Source organism: Aminobacterium colombiense DSM 12261 (genome assembly GCF_000025885.1).
Taxonomy (GTDB): domain Bacteria; phylum Synergistota; class Synergistia; order Synergistales; family Aminobacteriaceae; genus Aminobacterium; species Aminobacterium colombiense.
Map to the genome: position 1 here is coordinate 1,964,281 of NC_014011.1, position 16,312 is coordinate 1,980,592.

15 protein-coding genes are annotated in these 16,312 nt (G+C 45.6%); 3 read left to right on the forward strand and 12 right to left on the reverse strand.

Annotated features, from left to right (window positions below; genetic code table 11):
• Positions 1 to 109 precede the first annotated feature (109 nt).
• The 3 genes from AMICO_RS09655 to AMICO_RS09665 all read left to right on the forward strand — a co-directional run bounded on the left by AMICO_RS09655 (position 110) and on the right by AMICO_RS09665 (position 3,297).
• A complete protein-coding gene (locus AMICO_RS09655) occupies positions 110 to 1,381 on the forward strand; it encodes a serine hydroxymethyltransferase (RefSeq protein WP_013049273.1) in 1,272 nt (423 codons plus the stop codon).
• Between the two features lie 77 nt (positions 1,382 to 1,458).
• Positions 1,459 to 2,658 carry a M20 metallopeptidase family protein gene (locus AMICO_RS09660; protein WP_013049274.1) on the forward strand — a complete coding sequence of 400 codons (1,200 nt, stop codon included), beginning with the start codon at positions 1,459 to 1,461 and terminating at the stop codon, positions 2,656 to 2,658.
• 114 nt (positions 2,659 to 2,772) lie between these two features.
• Positions 2,773 to 3,297, forward strand: a complete 525-nt coding sequence (locus tag AMICO_RS09665) for a DUF2179 domain-containing protein (protein ID WP_013049275.1) — start codon at positions 2,773 to 2,775, stop codon at positions 3,295 to 3,297.
• 15 nt (positions 3,298 to 3,312) lie between these two features.
• Here the strand turns inward: AMICO_RS09665 and AMICO_RS09670 are convergent, their stop codons facing one another.
• From AMICO_RS09670 to AMICO_RS09725, 12 genes are all read right to left on the reverse strand, one after another.
• The gene (locus AMICO_RS09670; protein ID WP_013049276.1) at positions 3,313 to 4,410 is read right to left on the reverse strand and encodes a M20/M25/M40 family metallo-hydrolase; all 1,098 of its coding nucleotides are present in this window, start codon (positions 4,408 to 4,410) and stop codon (positions 3,313 to 3,315) included.
• A 90-nt stretch (positions 4,411 to 4,500) separates the two neighbouring features.
• The gene (locus tag AMICO_RS09675; RefSeq protein WP_013049277.1) at positions 4,501 to 5,160 is read right to left on the reverse strand and encodes a cyclodeaminase/cyclohydrolase family protein; all 660 of its coding nucleotides are present in this window, start codon (positions 5,158 to 5,160) and stop codon (positions 4,501 to 4,503) included.
• Positions 5,161 to 5,178: 18 nt separating this feature from the next.
• Positions 5,179 to 6,714, reverse strand: a complete 1,536-nt coding sequence (hutH, locus tag AMICO_RS09680; RefSeq protein WP_013049278.1) for a histidine ammonia-lyase — start codon at positions 6,712 to 6,714, stop codon at positions 5,179 to 5,181.
• A 162-nt stretch (positions 6,715 to 6,876) separates the two neighbouring features.
• The gene (hcp, locus tag AMICO_RS09685) at positions 6,877 to 8,523 is read right to left on the reverse strand and encodes a hydroxylamine reductase (protein WP_013049279.1); all 1,647 of its coding nucleotides are present in this window, start codon (positions 8,521 to 8,523) and stop codon (positions 6,877 to 6,879) included.
• Between the two features lie 28 nt (positions 8,524 to 8,551).
• Positions 8,552 to 9,319 carry an ATP-binding protein gene (locus AMICO_RS09690; RefSeq protein WP_013049280.1) on the reverse strand — a complete coding sequence of 256 codons (768 nt, stop codon included), beginning with the start codon at positions 9,317 to 9,319 and terminating at the stop codon, positions 8,552 to 8,554.
• Positions 9,303 to 9,728 carry an RrF2 family transcriptional regulator gene (locus AMICO_RS09695; RefSeq protein WP_013049281.1) on the reverse strand — a complete coding sequence of 142 codons (426 nt, stop codon included), beginning with the start codon at positions 9,726 to 9,728 and terminating at the stop codon, positions 9,303 to 9,305. Before AMICO_RS09695 ends, AMICO_RS09690 begins: the two co-directional genes overlap by 17 nt.
• Positions 9,729 to 9,925: 197 nt before the next feature.
• Positions 9,926 to 11,104, reverse strand: coding sequence for an aminotransferase class V-fold PLP-dependent enzyme (locus tag AMICO_RS09700; RefSeq protein ID WP_013049282.1), 1,179 nt, complete (start codon positions 11,102 to 11,104; stop codon positions 9,926 to 9,928).
• Between the two features lie 85 nt (positions 11,105 to 11,189).
• On the reverse strand, positions 11,190 to 11,747 hold the full coding sequence (locus AMICO_RS09705) for a DUF4234 domain-containing protein (protein WP_013049283.1): 558 nt from the start codon (positions 11,745 to 11,747) through the stop codon (positions 11,190 to 11,192).
• Between the two features lie 21 nt (positions 11,748 to 11,768).
• Positions 11,769 to 12,512 carry a hypothetical protein gene (locus AMICO_RS09710; RefSeq protein WP_013049284.1) on the reverse strand — a complete coding sequence of 248 codons (744 nt, stop codon included), beginning with the start codon at positions 12,510 to 12,512 and terminating at the stop codon, positions 11,769 to 11,771.
• Between the two features lie 18 nt (positions 12,513 to 12,530).
• Positions 12,531 to 13,775 carry an SPFH domain-containing protein gene (locus tag AMICO_RS09715; RefSeq protein WP_013049285.1) on the reverse strand — a complete coding sequence of 415 codons (1,245 nt, stop codon included), beginning with the start codon at positions 13,773 to 13,775 and terminating at the stop codon, positions 12,531 to 12,533.
• Between the two features lie 57 nt (positions 13,776 to 13,832).
• Positions 13,833 to 15,041, reverse strand: a complete 1,209-nt coding sequence (locus AMICO_RS09720; protein WP_013049286.1) for an MFS transporter — start codon at positions 15,039 to 15,041, stop codon at positions 13,833 to 13,835.
• A gap of 23 nt (positions 15,042 to 15,064) precedes the next feature.
• Positions 15,065 to 16,063 (reverse strand): DHH family phosphoesterase, encoded by a 999-nt coding sequence (locus tag AMICO_RS09725; RefSeq protein WP_013049287.1) that lies wholly within the window; start codon positions 16,061 to 16,063, stop codon positions 15,065 to 15,067.
• Between the last annotated feature and the right edge of the window lie 249 nt (positions 16,064 to 16,312).

The following is a 16,312-nucleotide window of genomic DNA, read 5'->3' on the forward strand; positions in this document are numbered from 1 at the left end:
TTTGCTCCCTATTTTTCTTATTGTCTTTTTATATTAAGAAACTATGCTTTTATGGAAGGCTTACTATCTGCCTTTTTACACTATAACGTGCACAGAGGAGGGATGGTTCGTGAACCTTATCCATTTTATCGATCCGGAGTTGGCCGCAGCCATTGAAGGGGAGAAGGAACGTCAAAATATGACGATTGAGCTTATTGCTTCTGAAAACTTTGTTCCGGAAGTAATACTTGAAGCTCAGGGATCGTTGCTCACCAATAAGTATGCGGAGGGCTACCCCGGAAAACGCTATCATGGCGGGTGTGAGTTCATTGATGTAGTAGAAAGTCTTGCTATAGAACGGGCAAAAAAATTATTTGGAGCAGATCACGCCAATGTTCAGCCTCATTCAGGCGTCAACGCCAATCTCGCTGTTTTCATGGCCATGCTGGAACCGGGAGACACCATTCTTGGCATGGATCTCAAACATGGCGGACATCTTTCTCACGGTACCACTGTGAATATTTCCGGGAAATTTTTCAATTCTTACCAATATGGAATTAGCAAAACCACCGGACAAATCGACTACGACCAGGTTGAGAAACTCGCCAAAGAGGTTCGCCCCAAACTTATTATTGCCGGAGGCAGCGCCTATTCCCGCTTTATAGATTTTGAACGATTTTCCCAAATAGCCCAAGAAGTTGGAGCTTATTTCATGGTCGATATGGCCCATATTGCGGGGCTTGTAGCAGCAAACATGCATCCTAGCCCAGTTCCCTATGCCGACTTTGTTACCTTTACAACCACTAAAACACTCAGGGGCGCTCGGGGTGGCAATATTCTATGCCGCTCAGAGTATGCCCATAAAATAGACAAGGCTATTTTCCCCGGCATTCAGGGAGGTCCGATCCCTCAGATTATGGCAGCCAAAGCCCTCACCTTCAAACTGGCCATGACAGACGAATTCAAAGCATACGCCTCTCAGGTCGTGAAAAATGCTAAGGTCATGGCTCACGTCCTTCAGGAGAATGGATATGACATCGTTTCAAAGGGAACGGATAACCACCTTATGCTTGTCGATCTCAGAAGCAAAAATATGACGGGGTGTGACGCAGAAAAAAAACTGGAAGAAGTGGGGATTACCGTCAATATGAACCTCATTCCCTTTGATCCCCAAAAAGCCACTGTTACAAGTGGAATCCGTATAGGCCTTGCCGGCGTGACCAGCCGCGGCTTCGATGAAAAAGATACGGAAAAAGTGGCAAGGCTTGTTGTTCGAGTTCTCGAAAATAATGATGGAGCTTCTCTCTCTTCATTCAAAGAAGAGGTGCACTCAATTTGTATAGAACACCCTATTTATATGTCAAAGACAGAACTTGCATTGCGATATCAGTCTAAAAAATAACCTGAGGGCTGCCAAAAGTGTCAGGCGTCCAAGGAGGAAACCTAAAACCTATACATCCTTAGGAGGGAAAACTCAAAATGTGGAGCCCCGCCATCAAACAGTTAAGTCACCAGATCTTTGAAGAACTTCAGCACCTTTACAGAGATTTTCACAGGCACCCTGAATTGAGTTTTAAAGAAAAGGACACTTCTGAAAAGATTGCGGCCTATATGGAAAACCTCGGCTGTACAGTGCAAAAAAACGTAGCGGGAACAGGTGTTGTCGCCCTTTTAATGGGGGCTAAAAAAGGGCCAACAGTCGCTATTCGTGCAGATATAGACGCCCTTCCTGTTGAAGAAAAAAGCGGCCTTCCCTATGAGTCGGTCTATGAAGGGCTGATGCATGCGTGTGGACATGACGTTCATATAACCTGTGCCCTTGGGGCGGCAAAAATTCTCGCTTCTTTGAAAAATGATCTTCAGGGAACTGTCAAATTTATTTTTCAGCCTGCCGAAGAAATAAACGCGGGAGCGAAAGCTATGATAGAAGAAGGTGTTCTTGAAAATCCTCATGTTTCCATGATCTTCGGTCTCCATAATCATCCGGAAATCCCGGTAGGAAAAGTCGCTCTCAAAGAAGGTCCCCTCATGGCTTCTGTAGATACCACCTTTGTAACCATAAAGGGCAGAGGAGGACACGGCGCCTTTCCCCATAAAGATATCGACCCCGTTGTGGCGGCAGCATCCATTATTATGAACCTCCAGACTATAGTGAGCAGAAATGTCGACCCGCAACATTCGGCCGTTGTAAGTTTTGGAACTATTCATGGCGGAACAGCCAATAATGTGATCCCTGATGAGGTAAAACTTACAGGGACTGTTCGCACTTTTGACCCGCACATTCGTGAGTCTATGGAACCATGGATGAGAAGAGTTATAGAGCATACCGCCGCAAGTCTGGGATGTACGGCTGATTTTTATTATCGGCAAGATCTCCCTGCCGTTATGAACCATCCCGAAGCCGCCGCTCTGGGGATGCAAGCCATAGAGGAAATTATTGGCAAAGAAGGGATTGTTATTCCTGTTCCATCCATGGGGGGCGAGGATTTTGCTATTTTTCAGGAGAAGGTGCCGGGATGCTTTTTCTGGCTGGGCGTCGGCAATCCTGATATTGACGCAATCCATCCATGGCACAGCCCCCGCTTTAAGGCCGACGAAGGGGCCCTTTCTATCGGGGCCGGCGTTCTGGCCCTTTCAGCGTATCGTGGTTTACTACACTGTCAAGGAGCAGACTCTTAGTTCTTAATTCATTTACGAACCATTAACTGACGCCTTTTTTCTCTAACGCTGAGAATTTTCTTGATTTTAAGACCAACCCTCCCTTATTATTGAAACAGCAGGGGGGGGTATAAATTGTCTCTAGAACTTAATCTCGCCATGATTCTTATTTTCTGTGCGCGCTGCACAGATGTTTCTATGGCTACAATGCGAATGCTTCTTTTAGTCAAAGGGCAGCGGTTCAAGGCGGCATGCATCGGTTTTTGTGAAATATCCCTTTACCTTATGAGCCTGAAATACGTGCTTGATGCAGGGATTCACAGCCCCTTGAACTTTATTGCCTACGCTCTTGGCTTCTCTACGGGAAACTATATTGGCTCCTATCTCGAAGAAAAACTCCTTAAGGGGCACATTGTTGTAGAAATTATCACCGAAGAGACCCAGGGAGGCAAAGATCTTGCGGAAAAACTGAGGTCTAAAGGGTTTGGAACCACTGTTTTAGAGGGAGAGGGACGAGATGGCCCCCGACTTATTCTCAAAGTGATCTGTGACCGAAAAGATCGCTTTGCGGTGGCAGAGATTGGGAAACAAGCTGGAGGTTTTGTCTTCATGGCTGATGTTCGTAATGTCTGGGGCGGATATTTCAGCAAGAAAAAGTAAAACGCCCCTGCATTTCTATGCGCCATTCATAATCGCATAAACGATGTCACCTAAAGTGTAAAGATCCCGCTTGAGAATATATTCTTCTGAAGTATGGGCTTTTTTTGCTCCTATTCCGAGATTAACAGCTTCTATGCCTTTTTCGTTCAATATATTTGCGTCACTTCCTCCTCCTGAGGAAATCAAAACAGGAATGAGACCAATACGGCGAATAGCCGACGATGCCCACTGCACAGAGGGGGACATCTCCTTGAGAGTAAAACCTCTATAGGATTTCTGAATTCTTGTCTGGACTTTCGCTCCCAAAGAGGCGGCCCCTTTCTCCATAGCTTCTACCATGGTCTTCACTGTATCTTCCAGCTTTTTCTCACAAATGGAGCGGGCTTCTGCTTCTATAACAACGGCATCGCAAACAACGCTCGTTGCCACCCCTCCATGGATAATACCAATATTGGCTGTGGTTTCATGGTCTATCCGGCCTGTTTTCATCCGCTTTAATCCTTCTGCAGAAGCCATGATAGCGTTAATGCCTTCTTCAGGCTCATCTCCTGCATGGGCAGCCTTTCCAGTTATGTTCCAAAGGATTTTGGCATGGGATGGGGCCTGAACCACAATATGCCCCGGATCAGCTTCGTCATCCAGAATAAATGCCATTGAGGCCTGTATATCATTATGCCCAAGCTGTTTTGAGCCTTCAAGGCCTATTTCTTTCCGAACTGTAAAAATTATCTCTATACAATGATGGGGAAGTCCCTTTTCAATCAGAGTTTCAAGGGCTTCTAGAATAGCGGCTATTCCAGCCCTGTCATCTGCGCCAAGAATAGTATTGCCAGATGAAGAGATGACACCATCCTTAATGATCGGAATAACGGGAGTGGGCAAAGAAACAGTATCCATATGAGCGGAAAGGGCAATACAACGATCTCTCCCTGGAGTTGGCGGAAGGACAGCCACAATGTTTTCCGCTCTTCCCTCTGCGCCTCGTCTAACAATGAGGCCCATCTGTAGGAGACGGGGCAAAATATACTGAACAACAGGTTCTTCATGTCCTGAGTCAGCTTTTAAACGAATAAGATCAAGAAAGGTCTGGAGCAACCGAGCATAATTGACCATCAGCCAACCTCCAATCAGGTTTCTTGGTCCATTATGCTTTTTTTCCCCACCCAACACAATTTTAGCTGTACGATTCTAAATAGTTCTTCTTCATGGCCATCCTTCGGATTCTTGAATTTTAAGAAGGGCCTTAATGTATTGATCATTTGCTCCATCAATTTCAGACGTAATATCGTACATCAATGAAAGGGCCTCATCTTTTACAGAGGAGCAAAACTCTTCATCATAGAGAGTGGGAAGGTTTGTCATAACTGTAAAACAAGAAGCCACTGCCGCGGCCCGCAATACTGAAAGACCAGCCATGGCGTCGTTTACAGCTACCCTTACCCCAAGAGCCGAAGCACTCCGAAGCAAGGGCATGGCATCCTTGCAGCAGCGCAAAACTTCTAAAGGAACTACAATGGCCTTTTTCATCATTTGCTCCCGCAATATGCCTTTGATCTCTTCTTCTTCGGGAACCTCAGAGGGGAGATTCGCCGTTTCGAGAAAAGAAAGGTAAGCATTGGTGTCCTCCTCCATCAAGTAAAGAAATCTGTCAGATAATGCCCTTGTCTGGTCTCGTACCTGTTCCATCACTTTCCATGACTGTTCATAGGCCTCTTTTGAGAGGGTCAGTCTGGCAACTAACCCTCCAAGGGCCGCAGCCATAGCTCCACATAACGCCGCAACACTTCCCCCTCCTGGCGAAGGGGTTCCTAAAGAAATCTGTTCCACAAGATCATTCACTGGCATATGAGAGAGGGCTGACATTTTTTCATCTCCTTTCCCCTAGTCCAAGGGCCCGATAGCCTCCTCGACCGCATGAAGGATCTCACTGCGGTCCATCAATTCCTGAACCCGTCTGATAAGAGGGTAAAGATAATCGTCATATTTTAAAAAAGGGACTGCCTTCCGGATCATATGGTGGGCGGCTTTCGTTCCCGCACCAGGTTTAAGCAAAATGCTGAAATCCAGAGCCTGAGCTGCTGAAAGCAGCTCTATAGCGAGAACTTTTCGCGCATTGTTGAGGATTGTCCGTCCCTTTCGAGCTCCGTAGGTCCCCATGGAAACATGGTCTTCCTGATTGGCAGAAGTAGGAATTGAATCTACAGAAGAAGGGTGGGCTAAAACCTTATTTTCAGAAACTATAGAAGCCGCGGCATATTGGGGAATCATAAAGCCGCTGTTCAATCCGCTCTCCTGAATCAAAAAAGGAGGAAGACCTGAAAGGGAGCTATCTACAAGCCGAGCGACTCGTCTTTCCGAAATATTCGCAATTTCTGCCATGGCTATACCAAAAAAGTCCATGGCCAAAGCTATAGGCTGGCCGTGGAAATTGCCCCCGCTAATAGCAACTCGATCATCAACAAAAATCAGGGGGTTGTCCGTAACAGCATTTATTTCTATAGAAACCTTATCCCAGACATAGTCGAGGGCGTCACGGCTCGCGCCATGAACCTGGGGCATACAACGAAGAGAATAGGCATCCTGTACCCGTTCACTTTTAAATTTTTCAATAATCTGGCTTCCCGCGATAAGTCTTCTAATATTCGAAGCCACTGTCATCTGCCCACGATAAGGGCGAAGTGCATGGGTACGCTCATCAAAAGCAAAAGGAACACCATGTAATGCTTCGAGAGAAAGTGCTGCCGCTATATCCGCCATTTTAAGGGTGTTAACGCCATCATAGAGAGCAAGGGCTGCTATAGCTGTCATAACAGTGGTTCCGTTGTTGAGAGCCAGTCCTTCCTTGGCCTCAAGATTGAGGGGGCTCATGCCTAATTTGCGAAAAAGACGCTGAGCAGGCTGGCGACGGCCTTTGTAAAAGACTTCGCCAATGCCGAGAAGGGTTATGGCAAGGTGGGAAAGGGGACAGAGATCTCCACTTGACCCTACCGACCCCTGGGAAGGAATCATGGGATGGATTCCCATGTTGAGATAATCGGTCAAACGCTGCAAGGTTGCGATCTTAATACCAGAATGCCCTTTGATCAGGGTGTTTATGCGAAGAAGCATAATGGCGCGAACCGTTTCTTCGTCAAAAGGCTCTCCCACGCCGCAGGCATGACTCTTAAGAAGATTTTCCTGCAACTGACGGCGATCCTTTCGGGATATGGGAACTGTTGCCAGATCTCCAAAACCTGTATTTATACCATATATCACATCGTTCCCTGATGCCCATTCATGAACAAGATCCGAAGCTCTTTCCACTGCTTCAAGAGCTTCGGGAGCGAGCTCCACCTTGGCGTTATGCCGCGCAACCTTCACTATATCTTCAATTGAAAGAGAATGACCATCAAGCACAATTACTTCGCTATGACCCATTTAATCGCACCTCCTGGGAAAGAACGAAATCTTGCGATTTAGTGTATGCCCTAAAGTGCTATTTTGCAACTCTCCCTTTTATCTTCGCTTCATCATACATCAAAAATGCCAGGGAAAAGCTGCCCTGGCATTTTAATGTTTTATTTATAACCTTGCCACATTCTACCCAAGGATGGCTCTCAAATCTTCCTCAGGCGTCGTTATGGCCATGAGATTCAGCTTCTCGTGAAGAACGTCGAAAACTGGCTGCTTCACGAAGGCCGGCAAAGTAGGACCAAGACGCATATTTTTAATGCCAAGATAGAGCAGTGAAAGAAGAATGCAGACAGCTTTCTGTTCATACCATGAAAGTATCAGCGATAAGGGAAGGCTGTTTACATCTGTATTAAAGGCCTCTGCCAGGGCCATAGCTATACGTACTGCTGAATAGGCATCGTTGCACTGTCCCACATCAAGCAAGCGAGGGATTCCCTCGATTTCGCCAAATTCAAGCTTGTTGAAGCGGTACTTCCCGCAGGCCAGGGTCAGGATTATAGTGTCTTTCGGTGTCATTGTAGCGAAGTCGGTGTAATAGCTCCGACCCGGTTTGGCCCCGTCACATCCGCCAATAAGGAAGAAATGGCGTATCTTGCCTGCTTTCACAAGATCCACAACTTTTCCTGCAACTGACATTACGGTATTCCTTGCAAAACCAATAGTAATGATATGCTCAGGTGCATCTTCAGCAAAGCCTGGGGCCTTCAGAGCAGCCTCTATAACTGGAGTAAAGTCTTTCTCTTCATCGATATGAGTCACACCAGGCCACGCAACAAGCCCTGTTGTGAAAATACGGTCTTTATATGAATCTTTCGGCTTCTGAATACAATTGGTGGTCATAAGGATAGCTCCAGGAAACCGGTCAAACTCTTCCCGCTGATCTTGCCAGGCTCCGCCATAATTGCCTGCGAGATGTTTATATTTCTTTAGTTCAGGATAGGCGAGACACGGCAACATCTCTCCGTGAGTATAAATATTAATGCCTTTCCCTTCTGTTTGTTTCAGCAAAAGCTCCAGATCTTGAAGGTCATGGCCCGATACCACAATGGCCTTTCCCTTGACTGGCGTTACACGCACCTTTGTAGGTTCAGGATGGCCATAGATAGATGTGTTAGCTTTATCGAGGAGCTCCATGACAGAAATATTCCATTTGCCCGCCTCCATGGCTTTCGCCACGAGATCATCCACAGTGAAGTTTTCACCGCTGAGATAGGCCATAAATTCGTGGAAAAAACCATAGATTGCAGGATCGTCCATCCCAAGGACATGGGCATGGTCTGCATAGGCGGCGCTGCCTTTAAGGCCAAAAAGTATGAGATCTCTGAGCCCTTGTACAACTTCACCATGCTTTTGGCTCCAGGCTTCAGGGGTTACCTTTTCACCATCACGAATCATATCGTCACGGTTGTCAGGAAGGGCATAGGCCGCTGGACCTCCAAGGTTCTCCGGATTTTTGCCTGATTTCTCGCAAGCTTTTTCATAGAGCAATTTTGCTTTCTCTTTCATTCGGCTTGCTTCTTTAAGCATAGTTTCCATTCGCTCTTCGTCAAAATTTACATTTGTAATGGTGGTAAAAAGGGCTTTAACCACAAAGAGGTCGATATCCGAATCAATAGCGTCAAGTTCACGGGCTTTATGGGCATACATTGAAACCCCCTTGGAGATGTGAATCAAAAGATCCTGAAGGTCAGAAATCTCTGGAGACTTTCCACAAACGCCAAAAGCGGTGCATCCTGTTCCCTTTGCTGTCTGTTCACACTGGTAGCAATACATCTCTCATATACCTCCCTTATTCTAAAAGTTACTTTGAGAACACATACTTTGTTGTCTCTTTTTCTATAATCTGACCCTGAATTCCTATTTTGACAAGTTTCAGAGCAACGTTTACTTTTGCATGTTCTATAGCGGCAGTAATGAGACGTACCAGCCCGCCGCAGCATGGAACTTCCATATATACAACGGTTATAGATTCAGGTTCGTTCAAAGCTATGATTTGAGTTATTTTTTTCTCATAGGTCTGGGCATCATCAAGTTTAGGACATCCGATTAAACAGACCGTTTTTTCCCCGCCAAGGAATTTCCCATGAAAATCAGCCATAGCATAAGCTGTGCAATCGGCAGCAATAACAAGGTCGGCGTTGCGAAGGTAGGGCGCGTTATCCGGCACCAGTTTAATCTGGACAGGCCAATTTCCCAAGCGCGATTGAAGTGATCGTATTTCAACAGGTACCTCAATTTTACTTGAAGAGACCATGTTTCTCAAATCTTTTGCCATTGTGCCAGGACACCCACAGGGGAGGGAGTCTGTTTTCAAAGCCTTACTAGCCATATGGCGTTTTACCCCCTCTTCGTCATAGGGAGCGGCTTCCCTTTCTTCAAAGGTAATAGCGCCTCTTGGACATTCGCCAATACAATCGCCAAGACCATCGCAATAAGACTCGCTCACCAGCCTTGCCTTGCCGTCAATGATCTGAATGGCTCCTTCATGGCACGCCTGGGCACATATCCCGCAACCATCACACTTCTCTTCATCAATAGTGATAATCTTTCTTTTAACTGTCGTCTTCATTCACTTCACCTCTTGCAAGCTCTGATAAATTCTTTTCTCTCAAGAAATCTCGAATTTCCTTGGTCATTTTTTTCAACATATCTCCAAAAATACAGGTGCGGAAGGGGCATTCCTTTTGATGTAACAAGCAATAGCCTCCATCTGTTTGGCCTTCTATGGCTTCGTATATATCAAGTAGGGATATGCTCTCAGCAGGCCGTGCCAATTCAAAACCTCCTCCCGGCCCTCTGGATGACGTAACAAACCCGCATCTCACAAGCCTTTGAAAAACTTTTGCCAAATGGGCCTCAGATACATTAATTGCCTCTGCCATTTCTTTTGTACTCATTCGCTTCCCTGAAATTGCCAGCAATCCCATTCCATGAAAGGCAAGGGACGCGGCTTCCGATATAGATATAAAGGTATTCATCTCATTTATACCTCCTGATGGGAATTCAAGAATTATGGTACCGTATTTCCTTAATTTGTCAATGTCTTATTTTGTTCTCATTATTCTAAATTTGAACTGATATATGCAATGGGAAAAAGGATGGTTTTAAATAAAAAAACTTCCTGTCCGCGAAAATATGAAGGGGACAGGAAGCAGAAAAATCAACGTTGATCTTTTTATGCTTTTAGGGGTTCTGACAGAATGGAGGCGAGGGTTTCAAGGCAACAATCAATATCTTTTTCTGTATTAAAATAACCTATAGAGATACGAAGGGCCCCGCCCATTCCATCTGTGCCGAGGGTTTTATGGGCAACAGGAGCACAATGAAGTCCTGGCCGAGTTTCAATACCTGCCCTTTCCACAAGTTCAGCTGCCACGATGGCATGGTCACGCCCTGTAAAGTTCAGTGGAAAAACAGGTAGGCGACCCTCCATTGTCTGCTTTCCGGCAAGAATAACGCCTGGTATTTTTTTAACTCCCTCAATAAACCGCAACCCTAGCTGCGTTTCACGAGCATGGATTTTCTCAGGCCCTTCTTTCACAAGCCACTGCAAAGCAGCCCTGAGCCCGGCGATCCCCGGAAGATTAGGGGTTCCGGCTTCGAATTTATCGGGCATGGAATCAGGTTGAAGTTCAAGATGGGAAAAACTGCCTGTTCCCCCCTCTATAAACCATTCGACCTTCTCCGCAAAATCCGGTTTCCATATAATGCCTCCCGTCCCCTGGGGACCCATGAGGCCTTTGTGCCCTGTGAAACATAATGCGGCGAGGCCCAGATCTGATACATGGATAGGCAAAACTCCGGCCGTCTGGGCCGAATCCACAACAAGAGGCACACCGGCTTCCCGACAGAGACGGGCAATGCCAGATATATCCTGAACAGTTCCACATACATTGCTTGCATGGGTTATTATCATAAGATCAAAGGAATCCTCTTTTAAAACCTTGTCCAGGTCTCGGAGGGAAAGCACCCCTTCCATATCGCATGGAAGAACTGTAATATGAACTCCTTTCTGCTCAAGACGTCTGAGAGGCCGCATTGAAGCATTGTGCTCCATGCTGCTTGTTAAAACTTTCATGCCCGGTTTGAGGTAGCCCTTGAGAACGATATTGAGAGACTCTGTGATATTGGATGTAAAGGTTACATATCGAGGGTCAGCGTCTTCATAGCTATGAAAAAATTCTGCTAAAAGTTCGCGACAATTCAGTACGAGGTCCATGGTGCCGAGATCCCTTTTAGCCGCCGTGCCCCGAGCTAAATTCGCACCGGAATTGACCATAAAATCATACATGGCCTGAGGAACTATATGAGGTTTGGGCCATGATGTCGCTGCATTATTTAAATATATGGACATGAAACACCATCACCGTCCGTTATAAGATATATAGAGATATCTTATCACTAATTTTTGATAGCACAACAGAAAGGCTTTCAGTGTTTCAGTTGGCCCGTTTGAAAACCCCTATGTCGATAAGGCGGTTTATATGGTACTGGATATAGAAAAACGTAAAAAAGAAGGTCATAACACTCGAGGGCGCTACGTTGAGAAGAAAATCCTTGTCGGCAAATCCTGCAACGTATTCACGAAGCATCCTTCTCATTTTGAAAGCTAGAACAATCCATAGGATCCAGGTAGCAATACCTAGAATTCTTTCGAGATCACTTTCATTTCCACTGACAGCAAAGGAAGCTACAAGAAGAACTAGAGGCATTAGAGCGAACCAGTCAGATATCGTTTCACTAACATTCAGCTGATTAAAAGCTTTTCTTCTGAAAAAGGCCCACAGTGCCTGATAAAAACCTAGGGTCACTATGGTTAGAAAGAGCACAAACCCCACACTGACGCGCTTGAAAGATACCTTGGCTTTTTCAACAGCAGGAAAAATATGTTTTACTTGAAGGAGCGTTCCGCAATAAGCACAATATTTGGAACCTGGTTCATTGACCGCTCCACAGGAAACACAGGATAGTTCTCGTTCTACAGTGTCTGCTGCCATCACATATCCCCCTTATAGAATTTACTTCGTTCGAGCGATGAGCGCCTCTCGCTCTTCTACAAGCTCCATTAATTTTTTGATAGTCCTGATCGTATCTTCATCTTCCAGGGAGGCAGCCTCGCCTTCCACAGAAAAAAGGTCTACAGCATGGGAAAGTTCCTCAATAGTGTTCGCTATTTCTTTTTCTATATGAATAGATTCGTCGCAACTTACAGGGTCCGTATATCTTACCCTCCCTGCAACCTTCTGAAGTTCAAGAAGTATCTCATCATCCAGATCATTATCTCGGGCTTGACTGAGAATACGATGCAAACGATCGGTCCAGAGACGGATCGTATAAATATCTTCTTTTTCCTGTTTTTCCCTGGCTGTGATAGAAACAGCCGCCATAAGAGTTGTTCCGCTAAGTGAGAGAAAAGTTGCCAAACCAATAATATGAGTAATGGCGTACCCTGTTACCGAAAACTCAAAACCCTTCCAGAAGAGAAGGGGGTTTACTATCAGGAATAAATCGTACAGTACAATGAGGGTTCCAAGACTGAAAAAGGCAGGAGTGGGAAGCCCTTTATCAAGGTCAATACGAATCTGGAGAAGTCCGAAAAGAAAAGAAAACACCACTCCGAGCAAAAGAAAGAAAAGGGTCATCCAAAAATGGGCGCTGCGGCTATCTGGCTCTGTCGTCATAAAAGAAACGGCAATTACAGCCGAAAGAGCCACTGCCATGACAAAAAGAAGAATGAGACTCAATTTATTTCTGATCTTCATAAAAAGCTCCTTTCATCCTTATGAGGCGGAGTCCTCATCTATTTTCTGCCCGCAGGAGGGGCAGAAACGGGCGTCAGTTTCGACGTTCTTTCCACATGAGGGGCAATTTCTTTTAATTTCCATTCCGCAGAATGGACAAAATTTCATATCTGAGTCAATGGTATGGCCGCATTGAGGGCACAGAGCTGGAGCCGGAGCGCCACACTCAGGGCACTTGGCAACATTATCCGGAATGTCATGACCGCATGATCCGCACATGTTTATTTTTCGACCGCACTGGAAACAGAAACGAGCGTCTGGATTAAAGGGGGTGCCGCAGTTTGCGCACACCTTGCTCTTTTCTGTTAAATTTTCTTGCCCCTCCGTGCTAAGGTTTTTTGTTATATGGGCCGCTGTCTGACCCAACGCACCTCCAACACCGACACCCATGCCCAATCCAATACCTGCCTGCATGAGGCCAGCACCATTCCCTTCATTGCTGGCTGCCTTTTCAAGGGTGTCAAAGCTGCGCTGCAGCTGATAAGAATATCCCAGAATATCCATTTCCGCTCTTTTTGCCAGGGCATTTTTCAGTTGAATTACTACTGGGTCATCCTCTGGAACGTTAATAGAGTTCACAAAAAAATTAACGAGTTCTATGCCGTAATCCTCAAGAACAGGGCGAAGTTCTTCCTCCATGTGGTGGGAAATCTCGTTGAGATAAGCATTCAGCTCAAGAATACCTTTCTTCTCTGTGATCATATAATTTGACACCAGATCCTTGATACGGGTGATGAGGAGCCCTTTAAAGAATTGGCTTATATTTTCTTTTGTAAAGGACCCCAGGCTTCCTACAAGTTTGAGCAGGAATTGTCGAGAATCAGCAATTCTTATTCCGAATTGGCCATAGGAACGAACCGGAAGCCAGACACCATATCTCGGGTCCTGAATCTGAATGGGGCTTGGTGTTCCCCACTTAACGTCGAGGGAATAAAGTTTGTTCACAAACCATATTTCTGCCTTGAAGGGAGACTTCCCGCCGTAGGGAAGATTGATGAAAGCAGAGAGAAGAGGAATGTTATTTGTACTTAGCGTATAGCACCCGGCTGTAAAAAGATCGAAAGCCTGCCCATTCTTAAAAAGAATCGCTTCTTGCGCTTCCCTCACCACAAGTTGGGTCCACGTAGACAATTCATCTGAGGCACTTGTTTTATCAGCATACTTCCATGCGAAGACATCATGAGGGTCTGGTCCGTTATATTCAACTACTTTAATGATTCCCATTGATGATCACACCCATCTTTATGGTTTCATGTCTTCTTTTCTACCAGTTTATGTCTTTTACGACAAGGGCTTTCTGAAATCTTCCCCTTTCAGAATAAACCAGATTGTTCCCAAAGCCCCAAATAAAGAGGCCCCATAAAAATTGACTGCTGGATCCACCATCCACAGCAGGGCTCCACCGAAGGCAGCAATAGAGACCACAACGTCCCGTATCAGATAGTAGAGGCCAAACATGGCCGCTTTGCGTTCGTTTGGCGCTAAGTCGAGAATAAGGGACTTCCTTGTAGGTTCGCCAAATTCCTTAAGACCTCGAACAACAAAAGCCCCTGCTAAAGGCCAGAAGGATCGGGAATGATAGAGAATAATGGGGAAAGCAGTAAAGAAACAAAAGGTAATGACTACAAAAATCTTTTTATTGCCTTTATCCGCTAACCAGGCTACAGGAATATAGATCAACATAGCCACTGCCATTTCTATGGTGGTAAGAATTCCGAATTGAAAGGCCGATACAGGATTCTCAATACTCTTCATTGCCCAAACCACCGCAAAAGCATAGGGGATCTGCTCACAAAAACGAATCAATATATCAGAGATCAATAAGTTTTTAAGAGCCGGGCTCATAAGCTTGAAGATTACCATGGGATTTTTTTCGGGCCGCTCAATGGCGCTGCTGTCAGGCCGTATAAGAATTTGCTGCGCCGCTAGAGCAATGCCAGCCAAGATAAAAGCAATGGCGAAGGCAGCTCGAACTCCTGTCTTCTCCCCCCAAAGGCCTATCATGATCCCGCCCATAACAGGGCCTAAAGCCATAGGAATACGTCTTACAAGGGAATGGAGAGAGACTCCCATTGTTCGCCTATTCATGGGAAGGGTCTGGGCAATAAGTTTCATTGTCGCTGGCAAAGAAATTGCCGTCCACGACAAAAAGAAAAAGGAAGCGCCAATAACAGCCAGCTGGCTTGGTATCAGTACAACTACAAGGAAGCCAAACATGGCAAGAAGATTGAAAACGAGAAGGGACCTTTTTGTCCCCAAGCGATCAGCAAGGTAGCCCCCGGGGTAGGAATATAAAGCGGAAAGCAGATTATCAAGACCATTAAGAATGCCAATTGAAAGAGCTCCTCCTCCAAGGGCGATAAGATAGATAGGGAGAAAACGCTCTGCAAGTTTTTCTCCAAGCCCAACAAGGATGACCATCAAGAGAAGACCCGTCATATTCCTTTCAATGGCTAGAAAGTCTAAAAGTTTCTTTCCACGCAACCTCATTTTTTACTTACCTTCTTACAAAGTTAATTTTTTTGTTTATCATTCAACGCCGCTTTCAGCAAATCTCCCAGGCTTGTTCCTACAGGCTTGTCCCGCTCCTGTATGGTGCGTACGGCAGCGTCAAGGGAGCTCTTGATCTGTTCCTGAGAATAAAATGGGGGGAAATAGAGGGCTGCTGAATCGTCATGGCCTCCTCCCCTTACTTTTTTGCCATCACGGAGAATTCCCACAACATTTCCTGCCATGGCATTACGGCTTCGCAGGGATAATACCCAGTCTCCCATAACACGCCGTGCAGCTACTGCCACAATAAGAGGCGGATTATCGAGACGGTCGAGAACAAGGCCCCCAAAATCCGAAACATCTCCAAATTCAAGAATCCCATCTTCCACAAAGGCAATATCCTTTGAACGGCTAATTATCTCGAGAGCTTTCTCAAATCGGCCCTCCTGCCGTTCTATGAAATCCTTGGCCGCATTTTCCTCAAAAGATTCCAACTGCCAGGAAGGGTTAAACGCCAGGCGGGTCAGAATACTTTCTGGACCGCATAAGGTAATCATGGCTTGCCATAACCGGCTTTCTTCTCTCTGATTAAGCCAGAGATCCCTATCGTTGGCAATGTCGACCATGCCCGCTAAGCAACGGGCAGACGTACCAGGTTCATGTTGAAGAAGCCACTCCAAATACACCTTCGCCGCGCACATGGATGTGTCCACAACAATCCACGGGCGATTTGAATATCGTTGAGCTGTGGTTTCGTGATGGTCGAATAAAAAAGGAGGCTCTTCTGGCTGATGAGTGCGGTCTATTTCTTCGATGGTGGCTTCTTTCTGACAAAAAAGATCAAGCACAACCATGGGAATGTGAGCATTTAAATTTTCAAGTATCATTCCATCTACACTGCCATACCCGGTTAATGTTACCTTGAGAGGACTTTGTTTTTTGAAATGATGCCATGCCACCGCTGCCGCTGTTACACCATCAAGGTCTGTATGGCTGATTATATGGCGGATATGAGCCATTGCCTTCCCCCCTGCGTCTTAAAATAATTTCTGCCCATATCTCATTTTAACCTGATTTTTTTAAAGATGTGTAAAAATTATCCACAAAGGTGTAACAAAAATATGGTATGATTCCACATGCAATAGTTCAAAGCTTTCAGTTGAAAACCTGTGTTTTTTCCACATCTGTCCACAGGGAGTGAATAAAATGTGGATATGTTGTGATCCTTCTTTGCAACAGCTTGGTGAGGAATAGTCATTTTTTAATTT